17 protein-coding genes are annotated in these 23,102 nt (G+C 66.5%); 6 read left to right on the forward strand and 11 right to left on the reverse strand.

Annotation, left to right across the window (positions count from 1 at the left end):
* The first annotated feature begins 6 nt into the window (after positions 1-6).
* On the forward strand, positions 7-6,225 hold the full coding sequence (locus ABN273_RS02465) for a WXG100-like domain-containing protein (RefSeq protein WP_349446930.1): 6,219 nt from the start codon (positions 7-9) through the stop codon (positions 6,223-6,225).
* Between the two features lie 365 nt (positions 6,226-6,590).
* On the forward strand, positions 6,591-8,843 hold the full coding sequence (locus ABN273_RS02470) for a serine/threonine protein kinase (protein ID WP_349446931.1): 2,253 nt from the start codon (positions 6,591-6,593) through the stop codon (positions 8,841-8,843).
* Between the two features lie 238 nt (positions 8,844-9,081).
* On the opposite strand, the gene ABN273_RS02475 is transcribed toward ABN273_RS02470, so the two are convergent.
* From ABN273_RS02475 to ABN273_RS02510, 8 genes are all read right to left on the reverse strand, one after another.
* The gene (locus ABN273_RS02475; protein ID WP_349446932.1) at positions 9,082-10,257 is read right to left on the reverse strand and encodes a transglycosylase SLT domain-containing protein; all 1,176 of its coding nucleotides are present in this window, start codon (positions 10,255-10,257) and stop codon (positions 9,082-9,084) included.
* Positions 10,254-10,559: a hypothetical protein gene (locus tag ABN273_RS02480; RefSeq protein WP_349446933.1), complete on the reverse strand. Its 306-nt coding sequence runs from the start codon at positions 10,557-10,559 to the stop codon at positions 10,254-10,256. The genes ABN273_RS02475 and ABN273_RS02480 overlap by 4 nt, the downstream gene beginning before the upstream one ends.
* A 217-nt stretch (positions 10,560-10,776) precedes the next feature.
* Positions 10,777-12,090 (reverse strand): hypothetical protein, encoded by a 1,314-nt coding sequence (locus ABN273_RS02485; RefSeq protein WP_349446934.1) that lies wholly within the window; start codon positions 12,088-12,090, stop codon positions 10,777-10,779.
* A gap of 9 nt (positions 12,091-12,099) precedes the next feature.
* On the reverse strand, positions 12,100-12,576 hold the full coding sequence (locus tag ABN273_RS02490) for a hypothetical protein (RefSeq protein WP_349446935.1): 477 nt from the start codon (positions 12,574-12,576) through the stop codon (positions 12,100-12,102).
* A 20-nt stretch (positions 12,577-12,596) separates the two neighbouring features.
* Complete coding sequence (locus ABN273_RS02495) at positions 12,597-14,033, reverse strand: hypothetical protein (protein ID WP_349446936.1); 1,437 nt, start codon at positions 14,031-14,033, stop codon at positions 12,597-12,599.
* Between the two features lie 17 nt (positions 14,034-14,050).
* Positions 14,051-14,515: a hypothetical protein gene (locus tag ABN273_RS02500; protein WP_349446937.1), complete on the reverse strand. Its 465-nt coding sequence runs from the start codon at positions 14,513-14,515 to the stop codon at positions 14,051-14,053.
* A gap of 79 nt (positions 14,516-14,594) precedes the next feature.
* On the reverse strand, positions 14,595-14,918 hold the full coding sequence (locus ABN273_RS02505) for a WXG100 family type VII secretion target (RefSeq protein WP_349446938.1): 324 nt from the start codon (positions 14,916-14,918) through the stop codon (positions 14,595-14,597).
* Positions 14,919-15,002: 84 nt separating this feature from the next.
* Positions 15,003-15,470: a WXG100 family type VII secretion target gene (locus ABN273_RS02510; protein WP_349446939.1), complete on the reverse strand. Its 468-nt coding sequence runs from the start codon at positions 15,468-15,470 to the stop codon at positions 15,003-15,005.
* 399 nt (positions 15,471-15,869) lie between these two features.
* Here ABN273_RS02510 and ABN273_RS02515 point away from each other — a divergent pair, with 399 nt between their 5' ends.
* Both ABN273_RS02515 and ABN273_RS02520 read left to right on the forward strand, forming a co-directional pair.
* Positions 15,870-17,633 carry a hypothetical protein gene (locus tag ABN273_RS02515; protein WP_349446940.1) on the forward strand — a complete coding sequence of 588 codons (1,764 nt, stop codon included), beginning with the start codon at positions 15,870-15,872 and terminating at the stop codon, positions 17,631-17,633.
* A gap of 2 nt (positions 17,634-17,635) precedes the next feature.
* On the forward strand, positions 17,636-18,490 hold the full coding sequence (locus ABN273_RS02520; protein ID WP_349446941.1) for a hypothetical protein: 855 nt from the start codon (positions 17,636-17,638) through the stop codon (positions 18,488-18,490).
* A gap of 126 nt (positions 18,491-18,616) precedes the next feature.
* On the opposite strand, the gene ABN273_RS02525 is transcribed toward ABN273_RS02520, so the two are convergent.
* Positions 18,617-19,063: a YbaB/EbfC family nucleoid-associated protein gene (locus tag ABN273_RS02525; protein ID WP_349446942.1), complete on the reverse strand. Its 447-nt coding sequence runs from the start codon at positions 19,061-19,063 to the stop codon at positions 18,617-18,619.
* A 408-nt stretch (positions 19,064-19,471) separates the two neighbouring features.
* Positions 19,472-19,900 (reverse strand): YbaB/EbfC family nucleoid-associated protein, encoded by a 429-nt coding sequence (locus ABN273_RS02530; protein ID WP_349446943.1) that lies wholly within the window; start codon positions 19,898-19,900, stop codon positions 19,472-19,474.
* A gap of 123 nt (positions 19,901-20,023) precedes the next feature.
* On the opposite strand from ABN273_RS02530, the gene ABN273_RS02535 reads away from it, so the two are divergent.
* Complete coding sequence (locus tag ABN273_RS02535; protein ID WP_349446944.1) at positions 20,024-20,338, forward strand: hypothetical protein; 315 nt, start codon at positions 20,024-20,026, stop codon at positions 20,336-20,338.
* Positions 20,335-21,174, forward strand: a complete 840-nt coding sequence (locus ABN273_RS02540) for a hypothetical protein (RefSeq protein ID WP_349446945.1) — start codon at positions 20,335-20,337, stop codon at positions 21,172-21,174. Before ABN273_RS02535 ends, ABN273_RS02540 begins: the two co-directional genes overlap by 4 nt.
* A gap of 352 nt (positions 21,175-21,526) precedes the next feature.
* On the opposite strand, the gene eccD is transcribed toward ABN273_RS02540, so the two are convergent.
* Positions 21,527-22,999 carry a type VII secretion integral membrane protein EccD gene (eccD, locus tag ABN273_RS02545; protein WP_349446946.1) on the reverse strand — a complete coding sequence of 491 codons (1,473 nt, stop codon included), beginning with the start codon at positions 22,997-22,999 and terminating at the stop codon, positions 21,527-21,529.
* Positions 23,000-23,102 lie beyond the last annotated feature (103 nt).

A 23,102-nucleotide genomic window follows, 5' to 3' on the forward strand; every position in this document is an offset into this window, starting at 1 on the left:
TCGTCCATGGGCTTCGACGGGTTCCTTGTGCCCGACTTCGCCAAGCCGTACATCGGCTGGGTGGTCGGCATGGACTGGCCGGAAGGGGACGAGGCCGGCTGCTTCCGGTTGGCCGACGCCTGCGTGATCGCCGCGCACCGGCTCGTCGAGGGCACGGCGGCCGACCAGCCAGGGAGCGCAACCAAAATCGGCTCCGACTGGGACGGGGAGGCCCACCTCGCCTTCGCCGCCCATGTCAAGGCGGTGGCCGGTGGTCAGGTCGCCGCGTTGGTCAAGCGGCTCGTGGACACCGCTGTCGCGCTCAACGGCGTGGGAGTGCAGATCCAGTACGCCAAGTACATGATCGAGGCCACCGTCTGGCTGCTGATCGCACAACTGGCGTATCTGCTGGGCGCAGCCCTGATCAGCGGCGGGGCGAGTCTGGCGCTCATCCCACCACGTGTGCAGCTCGCACGGATGACGGTCAGACAGATCACCAAGCGGTGCCTGCTCAACATAGCGCTGTTCGCCGGGATCGTGGCCGGCATGGACCTGGGCATCCAGATCCTGCAGATGGTGAAGGGCCGCAGAGACGACATCGACGTCCAGCAGGTCTTGATCTCGGCGCTGACCGGCGGCGCCATGGGCGGGCTCATGGGACTGCTCTCCGGCGTGCTGAGCCGGCTGGCCACGCCCGCCCTGCAGGCCGGCCTGACCAGGGCAGAGATGTCCACGGCCGAGAAGCTGCTGGCCGCGGCCACCTCGTCGTTGTACGGGCAGGCCGCGCAATATGCCCTGACCGGCGGCATCACGACTGCGGGAAGCCTGTTGGCCCAAGGGAACTTCAGCTGGGACATGCTGGCCAAGGGCATCACGTCCAGCGCGCTCGGCGCGGACGGGCAGCACCTGGTCACGACCCTGCCCCATGGTGCCGACGGCCCGCCCCATCCGACTTCTCCGTCCGGAGATCCTCCGCCATCCGGACATCCTCCGTCCGGCCCGGACTCTGGCCCCACGCGCGCACCCGGGACCAGCGGTGAAACGACCCTGTCGGCGGCGGTGAACCACAACCAGCTGACCACCATCAACTCGCTGGCCGGGGCTGACGGACCGTCTGTCTGGAAGAGCCCCGACGTGCCGTCCCAGCAGGCCGAAGTCACCGCGTCGTCCCGGCCCGACGGCCCGCCGGTGTGGAAGAGCGCTGAGGCGCTCACGCGGCAAGCGGGTGATGCGGCGTCCGGGTCAGCTGGTTCGCGGGCGGGGTGGAACGCCGCGCTGCCCGCGCAGTCAGCGTACGGGGCAGCGTCCCGGCCCGATGGTCCGCCGACCTGGAAGGACCGTGAGGCGCTCCTTCAGTCAGCGAAGGCCGCCATGAACAATGTTCAAGTCCTTCTGGCGGCGAAACCTGAGGCCGGCTCGCAGTCGGCTGACCAAGGTGTTCAGGAGATGTCGGCGGACCCGAGTCGGACGGCTCGCCCCGAGGGGACTACCGAAGGAAAGGGTGCCGAGCCGACTTCACGGCCGGATACCGCTTCACAGTCGGTCAACAGCAAGAACCCGGACACAGTGGCGAGCGCCGCTCCGCCGTCCCGGCCGGACGGCCCGGCGGCCTGGAAGGACAAGCCCGAGATCGTTCCACCTCCCGAGATTCATCCACCTCGCACCGTCGAGATCGACGCCATGGGCGAAACGGCCGTACACGACGTCAAGGTTCCAGAAAACGCGACGGCGTCGGCGCGGGCCCTGACCGACGGCATCACGGATGTCACCCCGCGGGAACGACGCGCGATCCGCGAGTGGCTCGGGGAGGCGCTTTCCGACGGCAACCGCGACACATGGACCAACCACCTCCAAAGGGGGGTGGCGCTCAGTGTCGAGGACAAGGTGATCTACCTCAAGCTGAGGCCGAGCGAGTTCGCGCACGTGGAGCACCCGAGCCTGGCGCCCGAGAAGCCGGTCGCGTTCGGCGGGGACGGTGTGGAAGGCAAGTCCTCGCAGGCCTCCTCGCTGGAGCGGACCGCAGGGCTGGTTCGCGCGCTGAACCACTCGTCGGACGAGGCCGAGGCGAGCGCCCTGCCTCGTTCGGGCATCACCAGCACATTGCGCACAACCAACACGAACGGCATCGAGGTCATCAGCGGCCACAAACCCGTCTCCCCGGTGCACGACTTTTTCGTCTCGGACATCTCCCTGGACGTCTACCGCGACGGTGAGAGGGTCACAAGAACCGCGGCAGTCCCCGAGCTGTCCGTGACCGTCCCCTTCCCCAAGCAGTTCACTCGTGAAGGGCCGCTGCTGGCCGCCGACCATCCACCGGCGCTGCCTCGCCACGAGGTCCCGGCCGGAGCCGAGCACAAGTTCCGTGATCACGGGGTCGCCATCACCGGGATGGACGTCACCCCTCTGGTGCTGGAGGTGCAGCGCCGGGCGTTGTCGGCGGGCGTGCCCGCGGGTGAGGTGGTCAAGATCATTGAGCACCTCACGTCCACCGTGCTCAACGAACAGGGGATGAAGAACCGCAGCCAGTCGTTGCTGTCGAGCGGGACCACCTCCGAGGCGGTCCGGTACAAGAGCTCCGCGCTGCGATCAGTGGAGGACTCCATCGAGATCACCGGCCAGATCACGCGGATCGAGCCCGTTGACGGAAGCGGGCGGCCACCGATCGAGACGATGCTCCGGGACGACATCGGGCGGCGCGAGAGCGATGGGACGACACATCGGCAGGGCGCCAGCGTCAACGTTCATGCGGGCGGCAAGATCGGTCTGGGCCTTGGCGACCGGGCGGAGGTCATCGGACGGGCCGTCGGCGGGTTCGGCTTCGGGTCGGACCATGTGACGACCTCCAACAGAGCACACGGCAACCACACCGTCCTGACCAGGCGCTCTGACGTCACCATGTACGACGCCCACATGCGGCTGCAGGTCGAGACCGAGAAGCTGGGCACCTTCGAGGTCGAGGTGAAGGCCGAGCTGATCGTACCGGCCCGCGACGCGCCCCGGATGGAGCAGGACATCTTCGGTCACGATCTCCAGTCGCAAGGGGAATTCAACGATATCCGGCAGAAACTCGCCGATCTCCACCAGGAAATCGACAACGTACGTGAGGAGTTCGTGCGGAGCGAACCGGTCGGTGAATATCCGCCAAGGGGCGAGCACCCGAACCGGGGCTACGACCCTCACGTGCTGGAGCCGGAGACGCTCGCGGCCGGGCGCGGGACAGGACTGGGCAGCGGCATCCGCGTCCACTCGGAGACGCTCCTCAGCACGGAGATCCGCCAGGCCGTCGATGAGGCACTGCCCGACCTCTCACCGGGGATCAGGCGGCAGATCATCCGGGACATCGAGAGCCGCTTCGGGGTCGGGGCCCTGGAAGCCGACCTGACGCATGCCCTGCACGGGATCAGGTACGAGAAGACGATCGGCGGCTACACCTTCGAGATCCTGGCCGAGGGCGCTCTGGGCCGGCGGCACGAGGTCGGCTCGACCGACCTGACGGCGAACGAGCGCAGGATCACGTCGCGGATCGACACCAGCCAGCGGGAGACCTCTGCCGGAGGTCGTGCGGAGGTGCGCGCCGTCGCGCGCCTCGAGGTGAACGAAAATCTCAAGATCGACCCTGCGAACCTGTCTCTCACCGGGAGCGGCACGAAGGCGGAGAGTACCGGCTTCTCCACTGGTCACACGAGGTACGACCGCACGGAGACCAGCGGCGGCTTCACCGTCACGCGGGATCTCTCCTTCGACGTCAGGATGAGGGTCTCGCAATACGGCACAGAGGTGACGAACGCGTCGTGGGAGGTGCACGGCAGCAAGGCGGAGGTCCTCGTACCGAATGCCCACCTGCCGGAGGCGCCGGTGCTCGCGCAGGACGTCGCCCATCTGGGTCGCATCGAGTCGTCGACCGAGCCGCCCCATGACGTATGGGCTCACGACGACCGGCTGCACGCCACCGTCCGCCTGGGTGCCATGCCTGACCTGGCTCTGACGGTGGCCAAGGCGCACGCCGACTGGGCGGAATTGCCGGTGCCGGCGGAGCGTCTGGACGTGCCGACGGTGTTCGAGACCGCCACCGACGTGATCAAGCTGGAAACCATGATCACATCTCACCCTGACGGCCTGCACTACACGGTGTCCGACCAAGGGGGATGGCGGCACGATGTGCATGTGAAGGCCGATGTGGCCGGGTTGACGCACGTCAAGTCGGAGACCGGGGTAGAGCACGAAATCTACTCGAACAGTAACTCGAAGATGACGGACAGCGAGCGCAGCAGACAGTCCCTGGGCGGGCACGCCCGGACCGGTCTGCGCGTCAGCTTCGGCCGCGACGGTGAGCACGGCGGTGAGACGGCAGGTCATACGAGAGGGGACGAGGAAACCACAGGAAACGAGCGAAAGGTCGTGGCGCGAGCGGGGGTGCACGCCGCCGCGAAGGGGATGACCCAGGAAAGCTCCTACCTGGGCGGCAGCGACGTCGCCCGGGTCACCTACTCAGACGGGAGTACCTCGCACTGGTATCGCGGAGACCTCGTCGTGGAGGTGACACCGACCAGAACCAACGGGGAAACGGTCGAACGGGGCCCGACCACATACGTCCGGGTGGGGGAGATCATGGACCTCGTCCTTCCTGACGAGGTGGCACGCCGTCACGGATTGGCAGGCCCGGAGGCCGTGGAGCCCGCCACGCAGGCGGGGGACACGACCCGCGCCTATTCCGCGCCCGAGGCGGCGATGAGCACCGCCGCCGTTCAGCATCTCGACGCGCAGACCGTACTCCCGACGATTGTCGAGAAGCTTCGCGACGAGGGGCTGCTCTTCCCGGACCAGGAGTTCACGAACCACCCGGTGGCCGAGCACCTGCGCGGCAACTACGGCCAGGATGCGCTCGCCACGAAATTGGGGGAACTCCGCGGAAACGGAGTGTCCACCTGGTTGTTCATCACAGATGAACACGACCGGGTCACCGAACGCGTGGGTATCCGGGTCACGGCCGAGGTCGGCGAAGGCGTATACGTCGGCGAGCGTTCTGACACCGGCCTCATGCTCCGCAGCGAGCGCCTCAGCGGCGATCTGAGCCTGCGCGAGGCGGGCTCGGACCGCGGCGCGGAGGTGCTCGCGCGCTACTCCGAGTCTTCTGACGGCCAGCTCAGGGGAGCCGAAGCGGCGTTCGCGAACTTCCGCGACTCCCACACCGTGGACGCCCGCGGAACGAATGTGAAAGACATCAACCGTTACCAGACGCGCGAAGCCCCGCAGGAGTTCAAGCATCCGGTCGCGTTCGAGATCACGCTCGAGCGCGCCCAGGTCCACCCTGTCCTGGAACCCATGCAGAGTGCGGCCCGCAACGTCCTGCTCAAGGTGGGCGAGGTGACCGGACATGACGGGGCCGTGCGGCTCTTCGACAGGCATGTCGGGGTCACCTCGACGTCCAGAGCGGTCGCGGACGGCGAACTCGGCGTATTGGTGCCGGGGCACCTCACCACGGAGGTCCCGCAAGGCACCCCGGTCGCGGCGCGTACGCCGGTCGTCGCCGCGGATCCGCGATGGGGGAGTACGAGGCCCAGCACAATGAGCACCACGCTCGGGAATGGCGTCCCCAAGGGCGACGTCAGCCAGGTCGCGTTCCCGGCCGCCACATTGGTGGAGCAATGGGCGCCGCTGGCCGCGGTACCGCCGAAGCTCAGGGAGGAGGTGCCCTCGCTGGACAACCGACCCAACGGATTCGAGCTCTCTCGCCCGGCCGGCATGTCCCTGACCGAGGCCACCAAGGAAAGGACCATGCGCGCGCATATAGAGCAGTTGCTCGCGCATGACTACGAGATCCCAGGGGTCGGCAGGGTGGGGATCGACGTCAACGGGGCCCGCGAGATCACCAGCGCGCTGGTCAAGCAACGCGTCTACGCGCAGACCATGAGCACAGCCGGGCACGGCCAGGAGCACGGCCGGGGCCGGGCCGGCCGAGTAGGCGGGTCCACCGGATCCACCGGCGAAGGGAACCTGGGCTTCGGCGGCATCGGTGGCAGCACGAAGACGGCGGACGAAGCCGCATCGCGGAACGCCAACATCGTCGAACGTAACTTCATGGAGGAGCAGCACGAGAACACGTACCTCGAATTGGACATCTCCGTCGTGCTCTATGGAGAGGGCCCGCCTCTGGTGCTAGACGTCGACAAGGGCCTCTACCTGAGGCTCACTCCTGAAGGGCTCGCCGAGTTCGACGCCGCGCATCCCGGGGTCATCGTGCGCTGACCTTCAATCGGAAGCGGTCCGCACCACCATGACCGCAGCCGGCGAGCACACCGACGCGATCACCGCGGACGGCGCCTCGGGCATGGGCACCGACGCGTTGACCCGTTTCTCGCGGTCACCATGCTGCCGTCCGAGCAGTTGGGGTCGTGGCCCTGGGGGTGCTCGTGCCGATGGGCCGCAGACGAGGCTGGCGGCCCGGTTCGCGCTCGGGCGCGGCGGCGCCCCGCGGCTCCGGCGCAAATTGCCGGTTAACAGTCAGGTCGCGGTAGCCGAAACTAGTGATACGTATGTGGCTTATTTGATTAAATGTCCTGCGATCACCAGGGATGCTCGGAAGGACGGTCATGGCCGAGAAGGACTCCTCTTTGCCTGAGCGCATCGGTGGCCACGAAATCGTGGACCGGCTCGGCGAAGGCCCTCGGGGCGTTGTCTACCTGGGACGGGAGTCCGAGGAAGCGGCACGCGTCGCCATCAAGACGTTGCAGGCCGACCCGGCCGACCCCGGTTTCGCGGGCAGGCTCAAGAGCGTCGCGAAGGTGTCGAGCTCGTACGTGGCCCGCACCATCGACGCCGGCACAGAGGACGGCCTGTCGTACGTGGTCAGGGAGCACGTCGAGGGCCGCTCGTTGGCCGAGACCGTCGCCGCCGACGGGCCCCTGAGCGGGGACTCGCTGGAGCGCGTGGCGGTCGGGATGCTGACCGCGCTGACCGCGGTGCACCTCGCCGGGTTCGCGCACCGCAGCCTCACCCCGTCGAACGTGATCCTCACCGACGAGGGGCTCCGCGTCACCGACATCGAGATCGGCGACCCCGTGGGCGAGATCGGCTACCGCGCCCCCGAGCAGATCAACGGGCTGAGGTACGGGCCGTACGCGGATGTGTTCGCGTGGGCCGCGACCGTCGTGTTCGCGGCGACCGGGTCCGCCCCGTTCGGCCAAGACGCCGAGTCCGTGCTGAAGGGCGAGCCCGAGGTGGGGGAGCTGCCCGAGCCGTTGCGACAGGTGGTGTTGGCCGCGCTGGCCAAGGACGTGTCCGGGCGGCCGACGACGTACACGGCCCTGCTGCGGTTGCTCGGCGACAGCAAGGCGCCGATGCCCACCTCGGCGATCGAGGGCGTGCCGGTGCCGCCGCCCACGCTGATCGGGGGGCAGCCGCTTCCCGTCCCGCCCGGGGCCCTGCCCATCCAGCTGCCGATCGAGGGCGCGCAGACGCCCGTGATGCCGTCCTATGGCCCCATGGCGCCCATGCAGCAAGGGCCGATGCAGGCCGGTCCCGCAGACCAGGCGCCCATTCAGCCCGGCCCGGTGGATTCCAGCCCGATGGCGCCGGGCCCGATGGCGCCGGGCCCGATGGCGCCGGGCCCGATGGCGCCGGGCCCGATGGCGCAAGGCCCGATGGCGCAGGGCCCGATAGCGCAGGGCCCGATGGATAATGGGGCCGTGCCGCCCCAGGTCTGGGGACCCCCGCCGGGCTCGCAGAGCCAGCCCCAGGGCTGGACACCGACGGTCGTCCCCGGCGGGCAGGGTGGCGGCCAGCCGCGCAAGCCGTTCCCGGTCGGCCTCGTGGCGGGCGTGACCGCGGTCGTGCTGCTGTCCGGGCTCGGCCTGTGGGGCGCGAGTGCATACTCGAACAAGGTCACTTTCGCCCCAGCTGCCGCGGCCAGCGGAGAGCCGACGAATCAGGCGAATCAACAGGGCGACGCCTTCGCGGCCCAGGGGTCCACGAGCGTGGCGCCCACCCAGCCGCAGGCGGAGGTTACGGCGCCGTGGGCTACTACCCCAACCCCTTACGACGACAACGGGGTGGGCCCCATGACGCTACCGACCGACGATCCCACGGCCGGCCCTCAGTTGCCGGTCCTCTCGACCGCGCCGACGCCGACGCTGATCCCGACCCAGCCGGTCCCCATCCCCACGGTCACGGCGACAGTCCAGCCGACTCAGACCCAGACCCAGCAGCCGACGGCGACCGGCAAGCCGACCAAGACCAGGAAGCCCAGGCCGACGGCCACGGTGACCAAGACCGTGCCGCCCAGCCCGACGCCGACCCAGAGCCCGACCCAGGAGCCCACCAAGGAGCCCACGAGGGAGCCAGAGCCCACGCCGACGCGGACGACGCAGCGGCCGACCCAGAGGCCGACCCAGAGGCCCACCCCCACCAAGACGACCGCGAAGCCGACGCCGACGAAGACGACGCCGAAGCCGACCCCCACCAAGACCACGCCGAAGCCGACTCCCACCAAGACGACGCCGAAGCCGACTCCGACGAAGACGACCCCTCCGCCGTCGAAGCCGAACCCCTACACCGCGACCCAGGTGTGCGGTAGCGGGTTCGTCGTCCAGCGGTCGAGCTCGTTCAACGGCGGCACCACGTACCAGCTCTGGAACAACAGCACGGGGCAGAACTGCGTGGTCACCCTCAAGTCGGGCCCGAACGTGGGCAAGGCCACCCCCGTCAGCGCCACGCTCGAGGTGAAGGAAGGCGGGAGCCGAACCGACTCGGGCAACTTCGAGTACTACGCGGGGCCCGTCAAGCTGCCTGCCAAGGGCAAGTGCGTGAAGTACTCCGGCAGCGCCGGCTCGGGCAGCACCAGCGTCGACTGGGCCAACTGCGGCTAGGAAGGCTGAAACCCACCCAGTAATCGACTCAGTATCCGCGGTAGCCGGCTGGGGTCTTCATACCTTCGACCCCCCGGCACCGCGGACACCGAGCTGTAGCGCTCGATGGCGGCCACGGTGTAGGTCATCGTCCGACGGCCGTCGAGCCGGTGGCCGGAGCCGGGCGGGCGACGGGGCGCCATACTATGGCTCCGAAGCCTCACAACCCACCTGAAGATCCGAACTCCGTACAGGCCCTCTAGTACGGTTTGTAGCCACCGTTGGGCTCGTTCTCCAGAGACCAGATGCCCGGGTGGTGGGCCAGGTCGCCGTAGCGACCGTAGGTGTACAGGACGCCGGCGATGATGTTGTCCACCGGGTTGCGGATCTCGTCGTGGCCGGGCAGCTTATGGGCGTTGAACGTGGGTGGGATGGTCTGCATCAGGCCCTGCGACGGTACGCCGTTCTGCGCGTTGATGTCCCAGTTGTTGATCGCATCCGGGTTACCACCGGACTCATGGAAGATGATCGTCCAGATGCGTTCGATGTCCTTGGGGTCGTTCGGGTCCAGGTCGCTGAGGTCGATCCCGCGGCGGCGCAGTTCGGCGGCGTAGCGGGGGTCCTTCATCTCCTTGATCGCGTCCTGGATCCAGTTGACCACCTTCTCCTTGGGCGCGGGCGTGCCGCCTCCGCCGGAGACGCCGCTGTAGGCGGCGCCGCCGCCCGTCCCCGTGCCCCCGCCCGCGTCGCCGCTGAGCGTGGTCCTGGCCGGGTCGGACAGCTCGTCGGGAGTCACTGGTGTCCAGCCGCTCCTCGTGCCGACGAAGCCCTCCTCCTCTGGAGGCTTGATGTCTTCGAACGTGAACGGCAGTCGGTTCTCACCCAGCCGTTGGTCGATCGATCTGGCGGCGGCGGAGACGGCCGTCTCCGCGTGCGACGCGTGGGTCTGGACGGGCTCCACATGCTTGTTGACTATGCTCTGCACACCGGGCTCGACATCGGAGGCCGGTTGATTCCGGTATTTGCTCCTGAAGGTAGCGACCTGGGCGAGCAGGGTCTCGCAGATGCCGTTCACGCCTCGCTTGGCACGATCGAGCGAGTCCGCGGCGTTCTCCAGGGACTTGGCACAGTCGTCGAGCGCCTCCTGCAGCGCCAGGCCCGCGTTGCCGTAACTTTTCATGTGGTCGATGAACGCCCGGGCCGAGTCACCGTTCCACGCGTCGTCCACGAGCCGCGCGGCGCCGGCGATGTCGCCGAGTGGGCCGGGCTTGGCCACCTCACCGCGGTTGGCAGGCTCCTCGAAGGAGGCGTTGCCCAGCAGACGCCAGCGGGCGGCGATCGCCCTGATCTTCTCTGGGTCGCCGTTGACCTTGTCCATGATGGCGGTCAGCTGGCCGCCGCCGGGGAGTGCGGCGATCTGGTCACGCAGGCTCACTTTTTGCTCTCACCCGGTGTGCTGTCGAGGTCTGCCTGGTCGATGTTCGTCTGGACCTTGCCGATCGCGCGCTCGACAGCCTTCAGGTTGCTCTCTGCCTTCCCATACTCGTCATTCGCGCGCTGCTCGACTCCGTTCACTGCCTTGGCCAGGATGTCCGCGCTCGCAACCGCACCGAAGATCGACGAATCGGGCGCCTTGTCAGCGAACTGGTCGCCGATCGAGCCCAGCTGCCCAGCAGCCTCGATCACGGTCCGGCGCATTCGCTCGAGCGCCTGACGGTTGAGGTCGATGCCTGCCACCGCGGTCGTCCTTCCTCCGGAGCCGCATACAGCGGAACATAGTGGGGAAATGCTAACTGAGTGTCGCTGGTCGCCGCCGGAGAGATTGCGCCGTGAGGACGCATGAGCTTTGTATGACTGTCGGCCGAGCAGACCTCGCGGAAGTGCGAGAGCCGTTTTGGACACGGCGGCTGATTCACCTACCCCCAGCCCTTCGTCCAAGGACCAGGGATTCGCCTCACACCGTGCGGTGGTCGATGTTGCTGGCGATGGTGTCGGGGCCGCCGCCGGTGTAGACGTCGTCGTCCTCGTAAAGAGGGGAGTTCCGGTTCGCTTGACCATCCTTCTGGGCGCCGCCCGGATGGGCGTTCATGGGCATGAACGGTGCGCCGTTCATGCCGGTGCCGCGGGTTACGGTCGCCGCCGTCGTCCCATTCCCCACGCCGCCGGAGCCGTACCCGCTGCCGGTCCCGGTTCCTGACGTGCCGTACCCGGTCGAGGTGTTCAGCGCGTTCGGATCCGTCGGTGCGATGTTCGGGACGTAATTCGCCAAGCCCGTTCGGTCGTTCAGGGGGTTGGGGTTCAGGCCGTTGGGGTCCAGGCCGTTGGGGTTCAGGTCATTGGGGTTCATGCCATTGGGGTTCAGGCCGTTGGGGTTCAGGCCGCTCGTGTCGAACGAATTGTCACCCATGCCGCGCTGGCTGAGGCTGTTCGGGTCGATCCCATTCCCATTGGCATTGAGACCGTTGTCATTGAGCCTGCCGGGATCCGTCGGGCCGGTGTTGAACCCGTCCGTCTTGATCGGGCGGGTGTCGACTCCGCCGTCGTTGATCCCGCCGGTGTCGAAGTTTTTCGGATCCAGTTCCCGCGGGTTGAGCGCGTTCGGGTCGTAGTTGGTGGAGTTCACCGAGTTTGGATCGAAGTTCGGGCTGTCGAAGGGGGACATGTCAATCTTCTGGAACGGGGGGGTGTCACCATTGAGGTTAGGGTCAGGCATGGCCTGCTGGATTGAGCGAGGAAGCCGGTCGTAGTGCTGGACGATCTCTTCGTTGACTTTCTTGAGCAGATCCTTCGCCTTGTTCTCCAGGTCGTGCATGCGTTTGAACGGGACTCCTTCAAAGAACCCGAGGTCATCGCTGGTTTTGATGTCCTGCTGGGCACGCGCCAGCGTTTGGGCGTAATCCTGGAGCGGCCTGCCCACCTCGCCGAACTTGTCCGCCAGCTCGCGGACGCTCGCATGAAAGTACCGCAACTGCTCCTGGGTCGTTTTGGCGGTAGGTCCCTTGTAGTGCTCAGCCAGCTCGATCGCCTTCTGCTTGAAGTCGTGAGCGAAGCGGTTGAGCGACCCTTCGGCGGCGAGGTAATAGCTACCGGCCCGCTGGACGGCCACCGGATCGGTGCTCTCGAACCACTCCTTGATCTTGCTGGCGGCCTCCGTGGTGAGCCAACCGGCCCCCGTCATCCAGGTGGTCTGCGGATTCTGGGTGCTCCCGGGCCGCATCCCCATGGACGCGATCGGCTCCGATGAAACGTTCTGCGGATTCCCGGCCATGTCGTCCTCCTAGGCCTGGTAAGTGTTGGCTTCGTTAGCTTCGCCCCAGCGCTTGCCCATTGTCCGCACCGTCTCGGCCAGCGGCCAGTTGCCTTTCTCGTTCTTCGCGGTCAGTTGCTCGTACTTGCCGGCGCCGCTACCTTGCTCGCCGACCAGGAGGACATAGGCGTTCATGATTGATCGGGCGAAGCCGTTCGCCGTCGTCCACATTGGGTCGCTGCCACCCATCTGCGTCTCGGTGATGGCGCATACCCGTTGTAGATCGGGGAGAGTCCCGGCGCCTTCTGGAAGTTGTGGAGCGGCCGGCAGCTCGTCGCCAGGCTTGAACTCTGCGGATTCGGCGGAGGCGGTATTTCGGGTGAGGCGGTCCAGCAGTGCTTCCATGTCGCCGGCGATGCGCTTCATGTGGATGTCATCAACGTCGTGGTCGTCGACGCTCGGTTGGTCCTTGAGCCCAGGCCAGTCAGGATCGAGGCGAAAAACCATGATGGTTGCCCTTTCTCACATCAACGGATCGTGTCAGACACCGGTGTGTGCTCATCGAGCTGCGGGTCCCATATGCTTCGATCCTGGGGAAGGCTGACGGTCCGTACGAGTTCCTCGCCCTCCTCGCCGATCATGCCGGCGTGGCCGAGCGGCGCGTACGGCATGCCCAAGAACGGCGTGGCTCCGGACCCCCGCATGGCGGCGGACGGGATGGCGGCGGGGCGGCCGGACATCGGCTCGCCGATCACCGTGACCGGTCCGTTCGTCGTCGGTGTGATCGCCGGGGTGGTGGGTCGCGTGGTCATCGTGTTCTGGTTCGGCGTACTGGTGGTCTGCGAGATCGTGGGGTCGTAACCGACGTTCTCGGTACGGTTCGGGTCGATCTGGCCATCGGTGTCGCCGAGTCGTGTGTGCTGCTGTTCGTCCTGGCCGATCACCGGCGGGACGGTGTCGCCCTGCTGGCGGCTGTCTGGGCCGCCGTTGCCCCTGTCATCCTGGTCGCCTGGGGGCTGGTCCCCCGGGGTCTGGTCACCCGGGGTCTGGTCACCCGGGGTCTGGTCGCCTGGGGTCTGGTCGCCTGGCTGGTTGGTCTGGTCGTCCTTGCCTGGCTGGTCCGTGCCGTTTCCGGTGCCGCGGTCGTCTTCGCCGCGTTCGTCAGGTCCGCCCGGCCGGTCGCCGCGCTGATCCCCGCCCGTTGTGTCGTCGTAGTGCCCGGTGTTCCCACCGCGGTAGCCGCCCCCAGCGGAGTCGCTGTTCCCGCCACTGTTCCCGCTACCGCTGCCGCCCACGACGATGTCGCCCGGGCGACGCCCGCCGTACGGGTTGGCCGGGTCGTGGCCGTCGCCGGCGCCAAGGTTGATCACCGGCAGGTCGACCTCGATGTCCACGGGAATGTGCGCGGCCCAGATGGAGTTGAGCTCGCCATTCAGCGTGCGGAGTGCCTCACGCGCCTGGCGGTTCTCCTCCTCGGCCGCGGCATTGGCAGCCTGCTGATCGGCGGCCTGTTCTGCCTGCTGGCTTGTGCTGTAGCCGGAGACACCTCCGGCGGCGCCCTCCTGGCCCGAAGCCCCGGGATTGACGTTGATCGCGTTGACCTTGCTGATCGCCTCGGGGAGATTCGTCTCCGCATAGGTTCGGACGCCGGTGGACATCCGGTCCATCTTGGTGGAGATCTCCATCCCGGTGGAGTACAACATGCGCAGGGCTTCCTGGACCTGGGTCGCGTCCGGACCCTTCCATACGCCGGCGAGCACCTGCGCCTGGGCCTTCAGCGCTGCACAGGCGTCCTTGATGGCACTGGCCGCGTGCATGTAAGCGAAGCCGACGTCCGAGATCATGGCGGGTGAGGTGTCCTGCAGGAGGTTCTGGATGGTCGCCTTGTTGTACTGGTCCTCACCACCGGGCGCCGGCACGACCCCCGGAGCGATCTGCAGCCGTTCCCGCTTGCCAGTCGCCATCGTCGCGTCCTTTGAACTCAGTTGCCTTCGTTGGCCTGTCCGGTGATGTCGTGGATGTCGGCGTTCCTGTTGATGGCCCGGATGGCTGCATCGTAGGTGTCGACGAACCACTCGTACGCCGTGCCGAATTGCGTTCCGGCGCTGTTGAGGATGGTGCCGAGGTCCTTGGCGGCGTCCCACTTGCCGACGATGGCGGCCGCGCCCCTGCCGGCCAGGTCGCTGCCTTCGCTTCCCGACGGGTCGATGGTCTCCCTGATGCTCGAGACGGTGCCCGTCGTGTACCCCTCGGAGAAGGCGTCACCGGTCAATGGCCCTCTTGCACGGTCCAGTTCCCTGGCCACGTCCCGCATGCGATCGGGGTCGTTGACGCGATCCTCGCCGACGCCTTTGACGTCCTCGATCCAGTCCCAGCCGCTGTCCGCATCGGGCCCCGGAGGGTTATAGCCGGACCCGGCGTAGTAGGGGGGATAGTCCTCCGCCACATCTCTCCTTCAACGCACAAAGACGGGCATTCTCGGCCGCGGCATGACAGCAATGGCCGAGAATGCCCGACAGCTCTAGTCAGGCCGTTGACCAGATTCTGCGGTTCGCGTCTTCGGCCGCCTTGTAGTTGTCGTTGGCCATGCCGAGCGCCTTGGCCGCCGCGTGGAGCTGGTCACCCATCTCCTTCTCGGCCAGGTCCCAGGCGCGGCGCCGCTCGTCGAAGTATGTCCTCGCGTGGCCGTCCCAGTTGTTCACAGCAGGGTCGCTGCTTTCCTGACCGAAGTCCGTCATGATCTGCTTGTAAAGGGCGTCGGTGATCTGGTCGAGCTTTGTCACCACGCCGAGAAGCGCGATGTTGGCCTCTTCCATCATCCCGAAGTTGACTTGTGTCCTGCCACTCATGGCATCCTCCGTTGTCTAGCTCATGCTGCGTGCTGCTCAAGCGGCAACCGAAGATCAGCGGGTCCTGACGGTGCCGGTGATGGGTCAGCGAGAGGCTGCAGCGTTCTCGGGGTTGGTCCCAATGGGCTCGTACGTGTTGATGAGGCTGTCGATGTCCCCCCGCCCCCCGGGGACGTTCGAGTCCTGGAGGTTGAGCGCGTCGGTCCGGCCGTCCCCGTCCAGGTCGGTGAGGCCGAGGCTGTTCAGGTTGTTGTCGGCCTCGGCGTTGGAGTAGACACCTGCGGTGACGTTGAGGTCGTCAAAGATCTTCTCCAGATCCCGAATGATCTTGTTCCGGCAGATCTGGTCCCACTTCTCCATGTGCACCCTGTACTGGTTGGCGGCCTGCCCACCCCAGCCTTGGCGGCCGCCGGCCATCTGGGTGAGCTGCTCGATCGCCGTGCCGACGCTTCGGCGCAGGCTGTCGATTGCCTCGGCCGCTTCCTTGACGTGGCCGGCAGCCACGATCATCTGCTCTGGTGTTGCTGTGAAGCTGCGAAGGTCTTCAGCCACTTCAGGTCTCCTCTGGCGAATCTGTGCCCTGCAGTCTCTTCAGGGCGACGTCTGACTGCGTCCGTCCGCTCCCGATCTGACCAGGGTTGTCAGCTCGGAGGATCTCCACAAGTAAGATCAAAGGTCACTTGGGGAGTATCTTGCCACATACGTATCATGCATGCACGATTACGGCTTCATATCAGTTCGTCCTGCTGGTGGAGTCTCTGCGTGCGAGCGGCTGACTACGAGTGCTTAGGTGATCTTGTTGCCTCTGTGGCAGTCACTCATCCTCCCAGAATGATCGACTCTGGGTCGTATGTCTGTGTGATGTTCGGTGGTGTTCGTCCTGTTCTGTACGGCAGGCAGCTGGGTCGGCTAATGTTCCCGATCAGTATGGGCGTTTGAACGGGGGCCGCAGTGACTCAGGGGCCAGGCATCGAAGCGCTACTCAACTGGGGCGACGCGCCACATGACGACGCGGCGCGCGGGAGCGTGGTCTCGATCCCGTCGGGTGGTGGTGCCGAGATTCCCGCGTCATCCGGACCTGGGGCCGAGATGGTCGTGGGCGATGCCTTGGACGGTAACGGGACGGCGGATGTTCTCGACGCCTCTGACGTCACGACCGTCTTCTCGACGCCGAACTCCGCAGGTGAGCGGCTCACGGCCGACGGGTCCGGCGACGACGATCCGACGGTACTTCACGACATTGACGACCGCACCCGCGGTGGCACGGAGCTGGCTGTGTCCGCCGAGAAGAACGAGACCCCCGAGCCCCAGGAGTCAGGCGAACAGAATGGCGTCCAGGTCGACCAGACCGACGCCGACGGGGACGGAACACCCGATGATCAGGACGGTGACGGGGTCAAGGACGTCGAGGATCCCAACACCAGCGTGGAGGACACCGACGGCAACGGAGTCGCGGACGGTCGTGATGACCCGGCGAACGGCAAGCCCGACGGCGAAGAGGACATCAACGCGAACAGCCAGCCGGACGGGCGGGAGGACCTCAACCAGAACAACACCCCCGACGGGCAAGAGGACCAGAACAGCGACGGTATCCCTGACGGCGAGCAGGACCGAGGCGGACTCCCCGGCCAGGAACCCCCGCAGGACGCGGGTAACCCCGGCGACCAGGGCGGCACCCCAGCGGAGCCCGCACCTGGCGACCAGACTCCGGGTGACCAGGCTCCGGGTGGCCAGACGCCAGGAGACCAGACGCCAGGAGACCAGACTCCGGGTGACCAGACCCCAGGAGACCAGACCCCGGGAGAGGAAAAGCCGGGCGACGGCACGACGGGAGACCAGGACAAGGATGGCAAGCCTGACGACCAGGACCCGGACGCGGACGGTGACGGCGCCAACGACGTCGACACCGACAAGGACGGCACGCCGGACTGGCGCGACCCCGACAAGGACAACGACGGCAAGAACGAGGACCAGGACGGCGACGGCACTCCAGACGTTCAGGACGCCGATCGCGACGGAGACGGACCGGACCCGGACACCGACAAAGATGGCATCCCCGACTGGCGTGATCCGGTAACGGACAAGGACGGCGACGGTAAGCCCGACGACGCCGACGGCGATGGCAAGCCGGACGACCCACGCGACGACGCTCTGCAGCCCGAGGGCTCAGGCGATGCCGCGTCACCCCCTGCCGGCGATGGGTCGGGCCCTGGCAGCGCCGGAGGCTCAGGGGGCCCGGGCTCCGGCGGTTCGGGGAGCCCTGGCTCTGGCGGCGGCACTCCCGGCTCAGGCGACTCCGGCGATAAGTCTGATGGAAAGGGCCGGCAGGGCGACGGTGGCAAAGACCGCGACGGAGGCGGCGACAGCAAGCGGGCCCGCGACCAGATACTCAAAGATGGTGGTGTCTCCGGCGGCTGGCGGAATGCGACCTCCGATGTGATGCGCGAAACGGCCGGAAAGTTCGACAAGTTGAGTGGTCCTGGCGGCATGCTGACCAATGCACGAGAACGAGCGGAAACCATTGATGTCGGTTTTCCTGGCTTCGGGATGCTCGGGAAATTCGGGTTCGACGCCGCGTATCACTCGGTGAGGGGCAAGATGGCGAAACATTTTGCTGCGGCGGATCAGAAGCTGGAATCGTTTAGCGGCAAGCTCGTCAATGGCGCCAGAATTGTGGATCAAGCCAACGAGGCGAGTACTGCGAAGGAAGCCTGATCATGGGTCCGTATGACTTTGGCACAACCTTGTATACCACGGGAATTGCCCAGACCTGGGCTGCGGCGGGCGTCGCGCCCGGGTGGTGGGGGAGGTCGTTCACGGCTCTCGCCGCGCTGATGGGTGTGCCGTTCTCGAGTCCGAGCGACATCCACAACACTGGACAGGTTCATGTTCAGCTGGGAGAAGATGCCAAGAAGGCCGCAACTCAGGCTCGTGTCATCCCCAAAGAGGTCGACAAAGGCGACTGGCAGGAGATGGGAAGGCCCGAGGCAGACAAGGCGACCGGGGGCTTCGCCGACGAACTTGCGAAGGCCGGTATATTGCAGGAAGGGGTGGGCAATTCCCTGCAAAAGCTTGCCCAGCTCTTTTTCATGGCCGCTATTCTTGTTGCCGTGCTTGGTCCGGTGCTTCTCGGTCTCGCGTTCATTTTGCGCTGGAGGGCCATCGTCCAGGCGGCTGCCATGGCGAATCCCTTGGCAGCAGGCGTTGCAGGCCCCCTTGCCGCGGCGCAGACCGCCGTGGCCGACGGGGCGCTCAAAACAGCGCGCAATCTGCTGGCCGCCGTCATCAAGAAAAATGGGAAGGCCATTGCCTTTGTGGCCATGCTGCTGGTGACCCTTGGCCCGATGCTGGATCAGTGGTCCGGGTTCGGCGGGCCGTTCGGTGATGGACTGAAGGACGCGGGAACACCGGATACCAAACAAGAGACGCCCGAGTTCAAGCAGATCGTGCTGCCTGGCCTGGAGAAGGTCGACGATGGGACGCAGGGCTTCGGGCAGGACTCGGGGACCCAGAAGAGCCCTGGAGATTCGCCGAGCTCGGGAGCGGGAAACAGCAGTTCCGAGGAAGCGTAGAGTTCGGGTGTTACGGCGCGTTCGGAAACCGCGCAGGCTTGACATGCTGCACTTGCCCACCACAGTCACAATGCCAGAGGCGGCCATTGGCCGCCTCTGGCATTGTGACGCGTTGAATCTTTCGGTTCAGAGGTCGAGGCGGCGGCGGATCCTGTCGAGCTCGCCCATCACGTCGTCGAAGGTGCGGTTGTAGGCCGCCTCGGCGCTCTTGATCTGCTGCATGGCGGCGTCAGGATCGTTGATGAGCTTCATCGGGTTGTCCTCCTCGCCGAACACCTCTGCCATGGCCTCGTTGGCCTGGCGCTGCAGGTCCTCGGCCGCGTCGGCGACGACCTGCTTGATGATGTCCGACAACTCGCCCGAGCTGAGCCGCATCGCCTTGGGGTGGATGGTGAGTTCGCGGATGCCCTCGCTGGCATAGTCGACCTTGACGAACTCCCTCTCGTCGGCCGCCGTGCCGACCATGTCCGCCATGACCTTCTGGAGCTCTTCCATCTTGGCGAACTGCTGGTCGGCGCCTGCGAGGAGTTTCTCGATGTCGATGTTGGCGAAGTCACCGAACTCCGAGGTCACAGTAGCGCTCCTGTTCGTGAGGATAGGGGCCGCCAGCCGTACGGTCGTGGGGACTTCTGTGACAATCTAGTGCTTCTGCGTCACTTGCGCCAATCTGCCCCCACTGAGCAAGAGAATCGGCGCTGACTCTTCGCGAGCCTCGCGTAGCTCTCGCCGAGCGCCTCCATGAAGTCGTTCTGGATGCCTTCGAGGCGGCCGACGATTTCGGCGGGATCTGCGGAGCACTGACTCCGAGCAACTCGGCCGGCTTCCGCTGGAGGTCGTTCAACCCAAGGCCGTGACCCTGTCGGGCACATCCAGCGCCTGCTGTGGCGGTCCGCTTCGGCATGGGCACGGTCTCGGTGCACCACAGCACCTCTGCGCACCAACGAGCACGCCGACGCACGGTCGCGACGCGAGCCTTCGAGGCTAGTCGTCTGACTGGGCCCGCCGGCGGATGGCTTCCAGGTTGGCCAGGCGCTCGTGCATGTCCCGCGAGAAGGAGTCCTGGAAGTCCTGGAACTGGTTCTGGATCTCCTCCATGGAAATCCCCATCGACAGGGATTGAGGGATGAGGGCCGTGGCCTTGCGCTGCTGGTCGTCCTGGGCGGCGCGCACGGCCTCCACGATCTCCTCGGTCAGCTCGTCGAGCTCCATGCGGGAAGCCCGCACGCCGAGCTTCAGGTCGTCGAGCCGCCCGTTGGCGTCCACCCGAGCTTTGACCGTGCCCCTGCGGCTCTCTCCCTCACCTGTGATCGCGCCGAGCTCGTCGATCGCATCCGTCAGCTTCCGGATCGAGCGCTCTGCCTCCAACATGACGCGGTCGAGATCGTCGGGGCCGAAGTCCTTGAAGTCCATTGCAGCACGCCACCGCTCGCGGGTTAATGAACGGGGTGCGAGGGATGACCAGAAACTGAAGTGATCATGAAGTACGCACTGTTCCGGCTCGGCTGGGTCCAAACTCTGTGAGAATCCAACTCTGTGGCGACCTATCGTGAAATCCATGTCGTATCACAGTGCATAGCGAACACCCGTGACCTGGTTGAAAGGGAGCTGAAGAATGAACTGGTCCGGCGCATTCTGAACATGGTCCCTGACACCAACATCGGCGGGCGCGGCTTCGGCAAGATAGGTAACAAGATCTGTGCCGACGATTACCATCGCGTGCAGAGTGAGGCCTCTGGGCACCTGGGCCAGGCGATGGATGCATTGGACGGCTGGATCCAGGGCCTGACCTACTGCCAGCGCAACTGGGTAGCCGCTGAGGACGCCAACATGGTCCGCTATCGCGGATGAGCGACCGGTATCTGCGGGCAGTCAACTACAAACCGCTGCCCTCCCCGGGGGCGACGCCGATCAACTTCGGCGGCGGCACCGGGCACATGGGCGCAGTCCCCATGGGAAGTCACGGCCCCAAGGTGATGGGTCTACTGCGCAACCTGGGCAGGCTCTCCCTGTGGCTGGTCGCGCTCAGTCTGATCGCGGATGTCACGGGCGCAGACGAAGGGGAGATAGCGCGGGCCGGCGTCATGTGGACCAGCATGGGTCAAAGGCTTGACGACGGTGCGAAGTTTCACTTGGGTAACCTCCGCACTGTCAGCGAGGACTGGAAGGCGGCGGACAAACGTGAGTGCCTGCGCGTAGCGGGGATCTTCAGCCAGGAGACCGCCGTGCTACGCGGAGACCTGGTGAACTTGGGCAACGTGCTCGACGAGATCGCCGCCGCGTTTCGCGCCTACTGGGTAACTCAATGGACTGCGGCCGTGGCAACGCTCGCGAGCTTCCTCCGGATCGCCGCCTTGAAACTGCTCCCGGCGCCGCAAGTATCAATCGCGGCCATGCTCTTGGAGCGAACTTTGGGCCTCGCTGCGACCAGTGCCTCTGTCGCTCTTGCCGGGTCGCTGATCTATCTACTCGCCACAGGCCGCGACGTCATGGCAGCCCTCCTCAAGAAGGCCCTTCAGTTCGGCTACATCTTTCCGACTGGAGACGCGGAGATCGACTTCTCCCAGGCGACCCTGGATGTCAAGCACTTCCCGACCTTCAAGGAACCGCCCGCGCCGGGAAAGCTGCCCGCTGGTTCGGAGGGTTTCGACTTCGTTGCGCCGGATGTGCAAACGACGACGCTATAGGGACATCCGGGATAAGGAGCTCGCGGGCGACGTAGCGTTCGAGGCATCGGATGATCTCTTTCTTGGAAGGCGCGGGTGCGGGGGTCCCAGCGCAGGCGGCACAACACCACCCGGTAGAGGGCGGCGTTGGCCTGTCGTCTTGACCGGGGGCACGTCCAGTGAGTGCACATAAGCGCCTTCCAGTCAGGGCCGACAGATCCCGTTCAGGACCCAAGGTCAGTCAGTCGTTGGGCCGAACCCTGACGGGAGGCGCTGATCTACATCATCACTGTCAGTCGTGCTGACCTGAAGAGGACACCTGGTGTCATTTGGCCCAGTCCAGGGTGAGCAGGCTGTCCTGCTCAAAGCCTGGTCAGCCGGCCAGGCCGCGTACCCAGGTGTAGACATCCAGCATGCCAAGGGCCAGAGGGAACAGCGCAATCGTGATCAGGGTTTCGAAGATGTCGCCCGCCCGGCCCCAGAACGGGGAGAACTTGGCGTCGGGGGCGCGTAGCGCCAGGCCAATCGAGATCGCGGCGACCCACAGCAGCGCGATCTTGACGCTGACAGTGGCGACCGGACCCTGGCCGAGAGCCAGGGAGACCGCGAACGCCGCGACACCGCCGAGCCCCGCGATGATCAGCCAGAGCCGCTGAGCAACCCCTCGGAAGACCCTGGCCCGCAAGATCAGGGCGATGGAGAGCGTGACCGACATCGCTGCCGCCATCCAAGTGCCCGCAGAGATCAGGTACGCCTGGCAGACGAGCCCCATCAGGGCGAGACCGGCGACCATGCCGGAGGCATAGTCCAGCGCGTGCTTGGTGCGGTCCTTGACGGCATCCCCGTCGACGCCGATGTTGTCGTTGCGCAGTTCCTCTGCGGTGGTCGGCATAGTGGGCATGGGGAGGCGGCCGAGCCGGAACGCCAGCGTGGGCACCAGCGGGCTGAGAGCGAGCATGAGAGAGGTCGTCATCGCCACCACGCCGGCGGGCGGCAGGGGGAAGAACATCATGACCGCGGCCGACGCCGCACCGCCGACCGAGGCGATAGCCGTACCGAGGAAACCCGGGACGCCGTCTGCGATGGCCACCCCACCGATGGTGGCCACCAGCGTGGTGACTGCGAAGGCGGCGAGCAGGTGGGGCGCACCTAGGTCGAGAAGGCCGACGGGACCGGCCGGCGTCAGCAGCCCGGCGATGAAGCCGTACGGGAGCGCGGCGTATCCGATCAGCGCACCGGCCCGCGCGTCGCCCGCCGCGCGGGACAAGATTGCGCCGCCGCCCACCAGCAGGAGCGCGAACACCCCGGCGACCACTGCGTAGATTGTCCACGGTGGGTCGGCGAGCACCAGCGCGAGCGCCCCCACCACGAGCAGCGCGGCAGCAGCGCCGAGGCCCATCATCCGGGTGTGCTTGGGCTTCCAGGTGCCGTCGTTCTCCTCGACCCCGAGCGCGATGACATCGGCGACGTCGTCGTAGGTCGCGGGGGGCATCGCGAACTGGCGAGGGCGCAGATAAAGGATCTCGCCGTCCAGCACGCCGAGCGCGCCGAGACTCTCGCCTATGTCGAGCGGCGGCTGGCCGAGCCGCTGCAGTATCCAGCCGGGTGCCGAGGCGTGGTCGCCGGCCTCTTCACCGACGGCACGTAGGACGCCGGGCAGGACATGGGGGAGCGGCACGTCCGCTGGCAGGGCGAGGTCGACGCGCTTGCGTGGTGCCACGATCGTGACCCGGCACAGTGGCGGCAGCGCCTGGCCACCGTGCGGCGAAGCTTGCGCGACTGGCCCCGGTTGCGGCCCACCCCAAGCCGGGGGCGGGGTTCGCTGCCCTGGAGCGAGTGACGTCACAGTCGCCCTCCCTGGTGGTTCGTGTCAGGGTTAACCGTATCGCTGGTGAGCTGCCACCGCCGATGTGGACAAGACCCCTTCTAGTATGGGCCTATCAAGTATC

It is taken from the genome of Nonomuraea sp. B19D2 (assembly GCF_040137845.1).
Taxonomy (GTDB): domain Bacteria; phylum Actinomycetota; class Actinomycetes; order Streptosporangiales; family Streptosporangiaceae; genus Nonomuraea.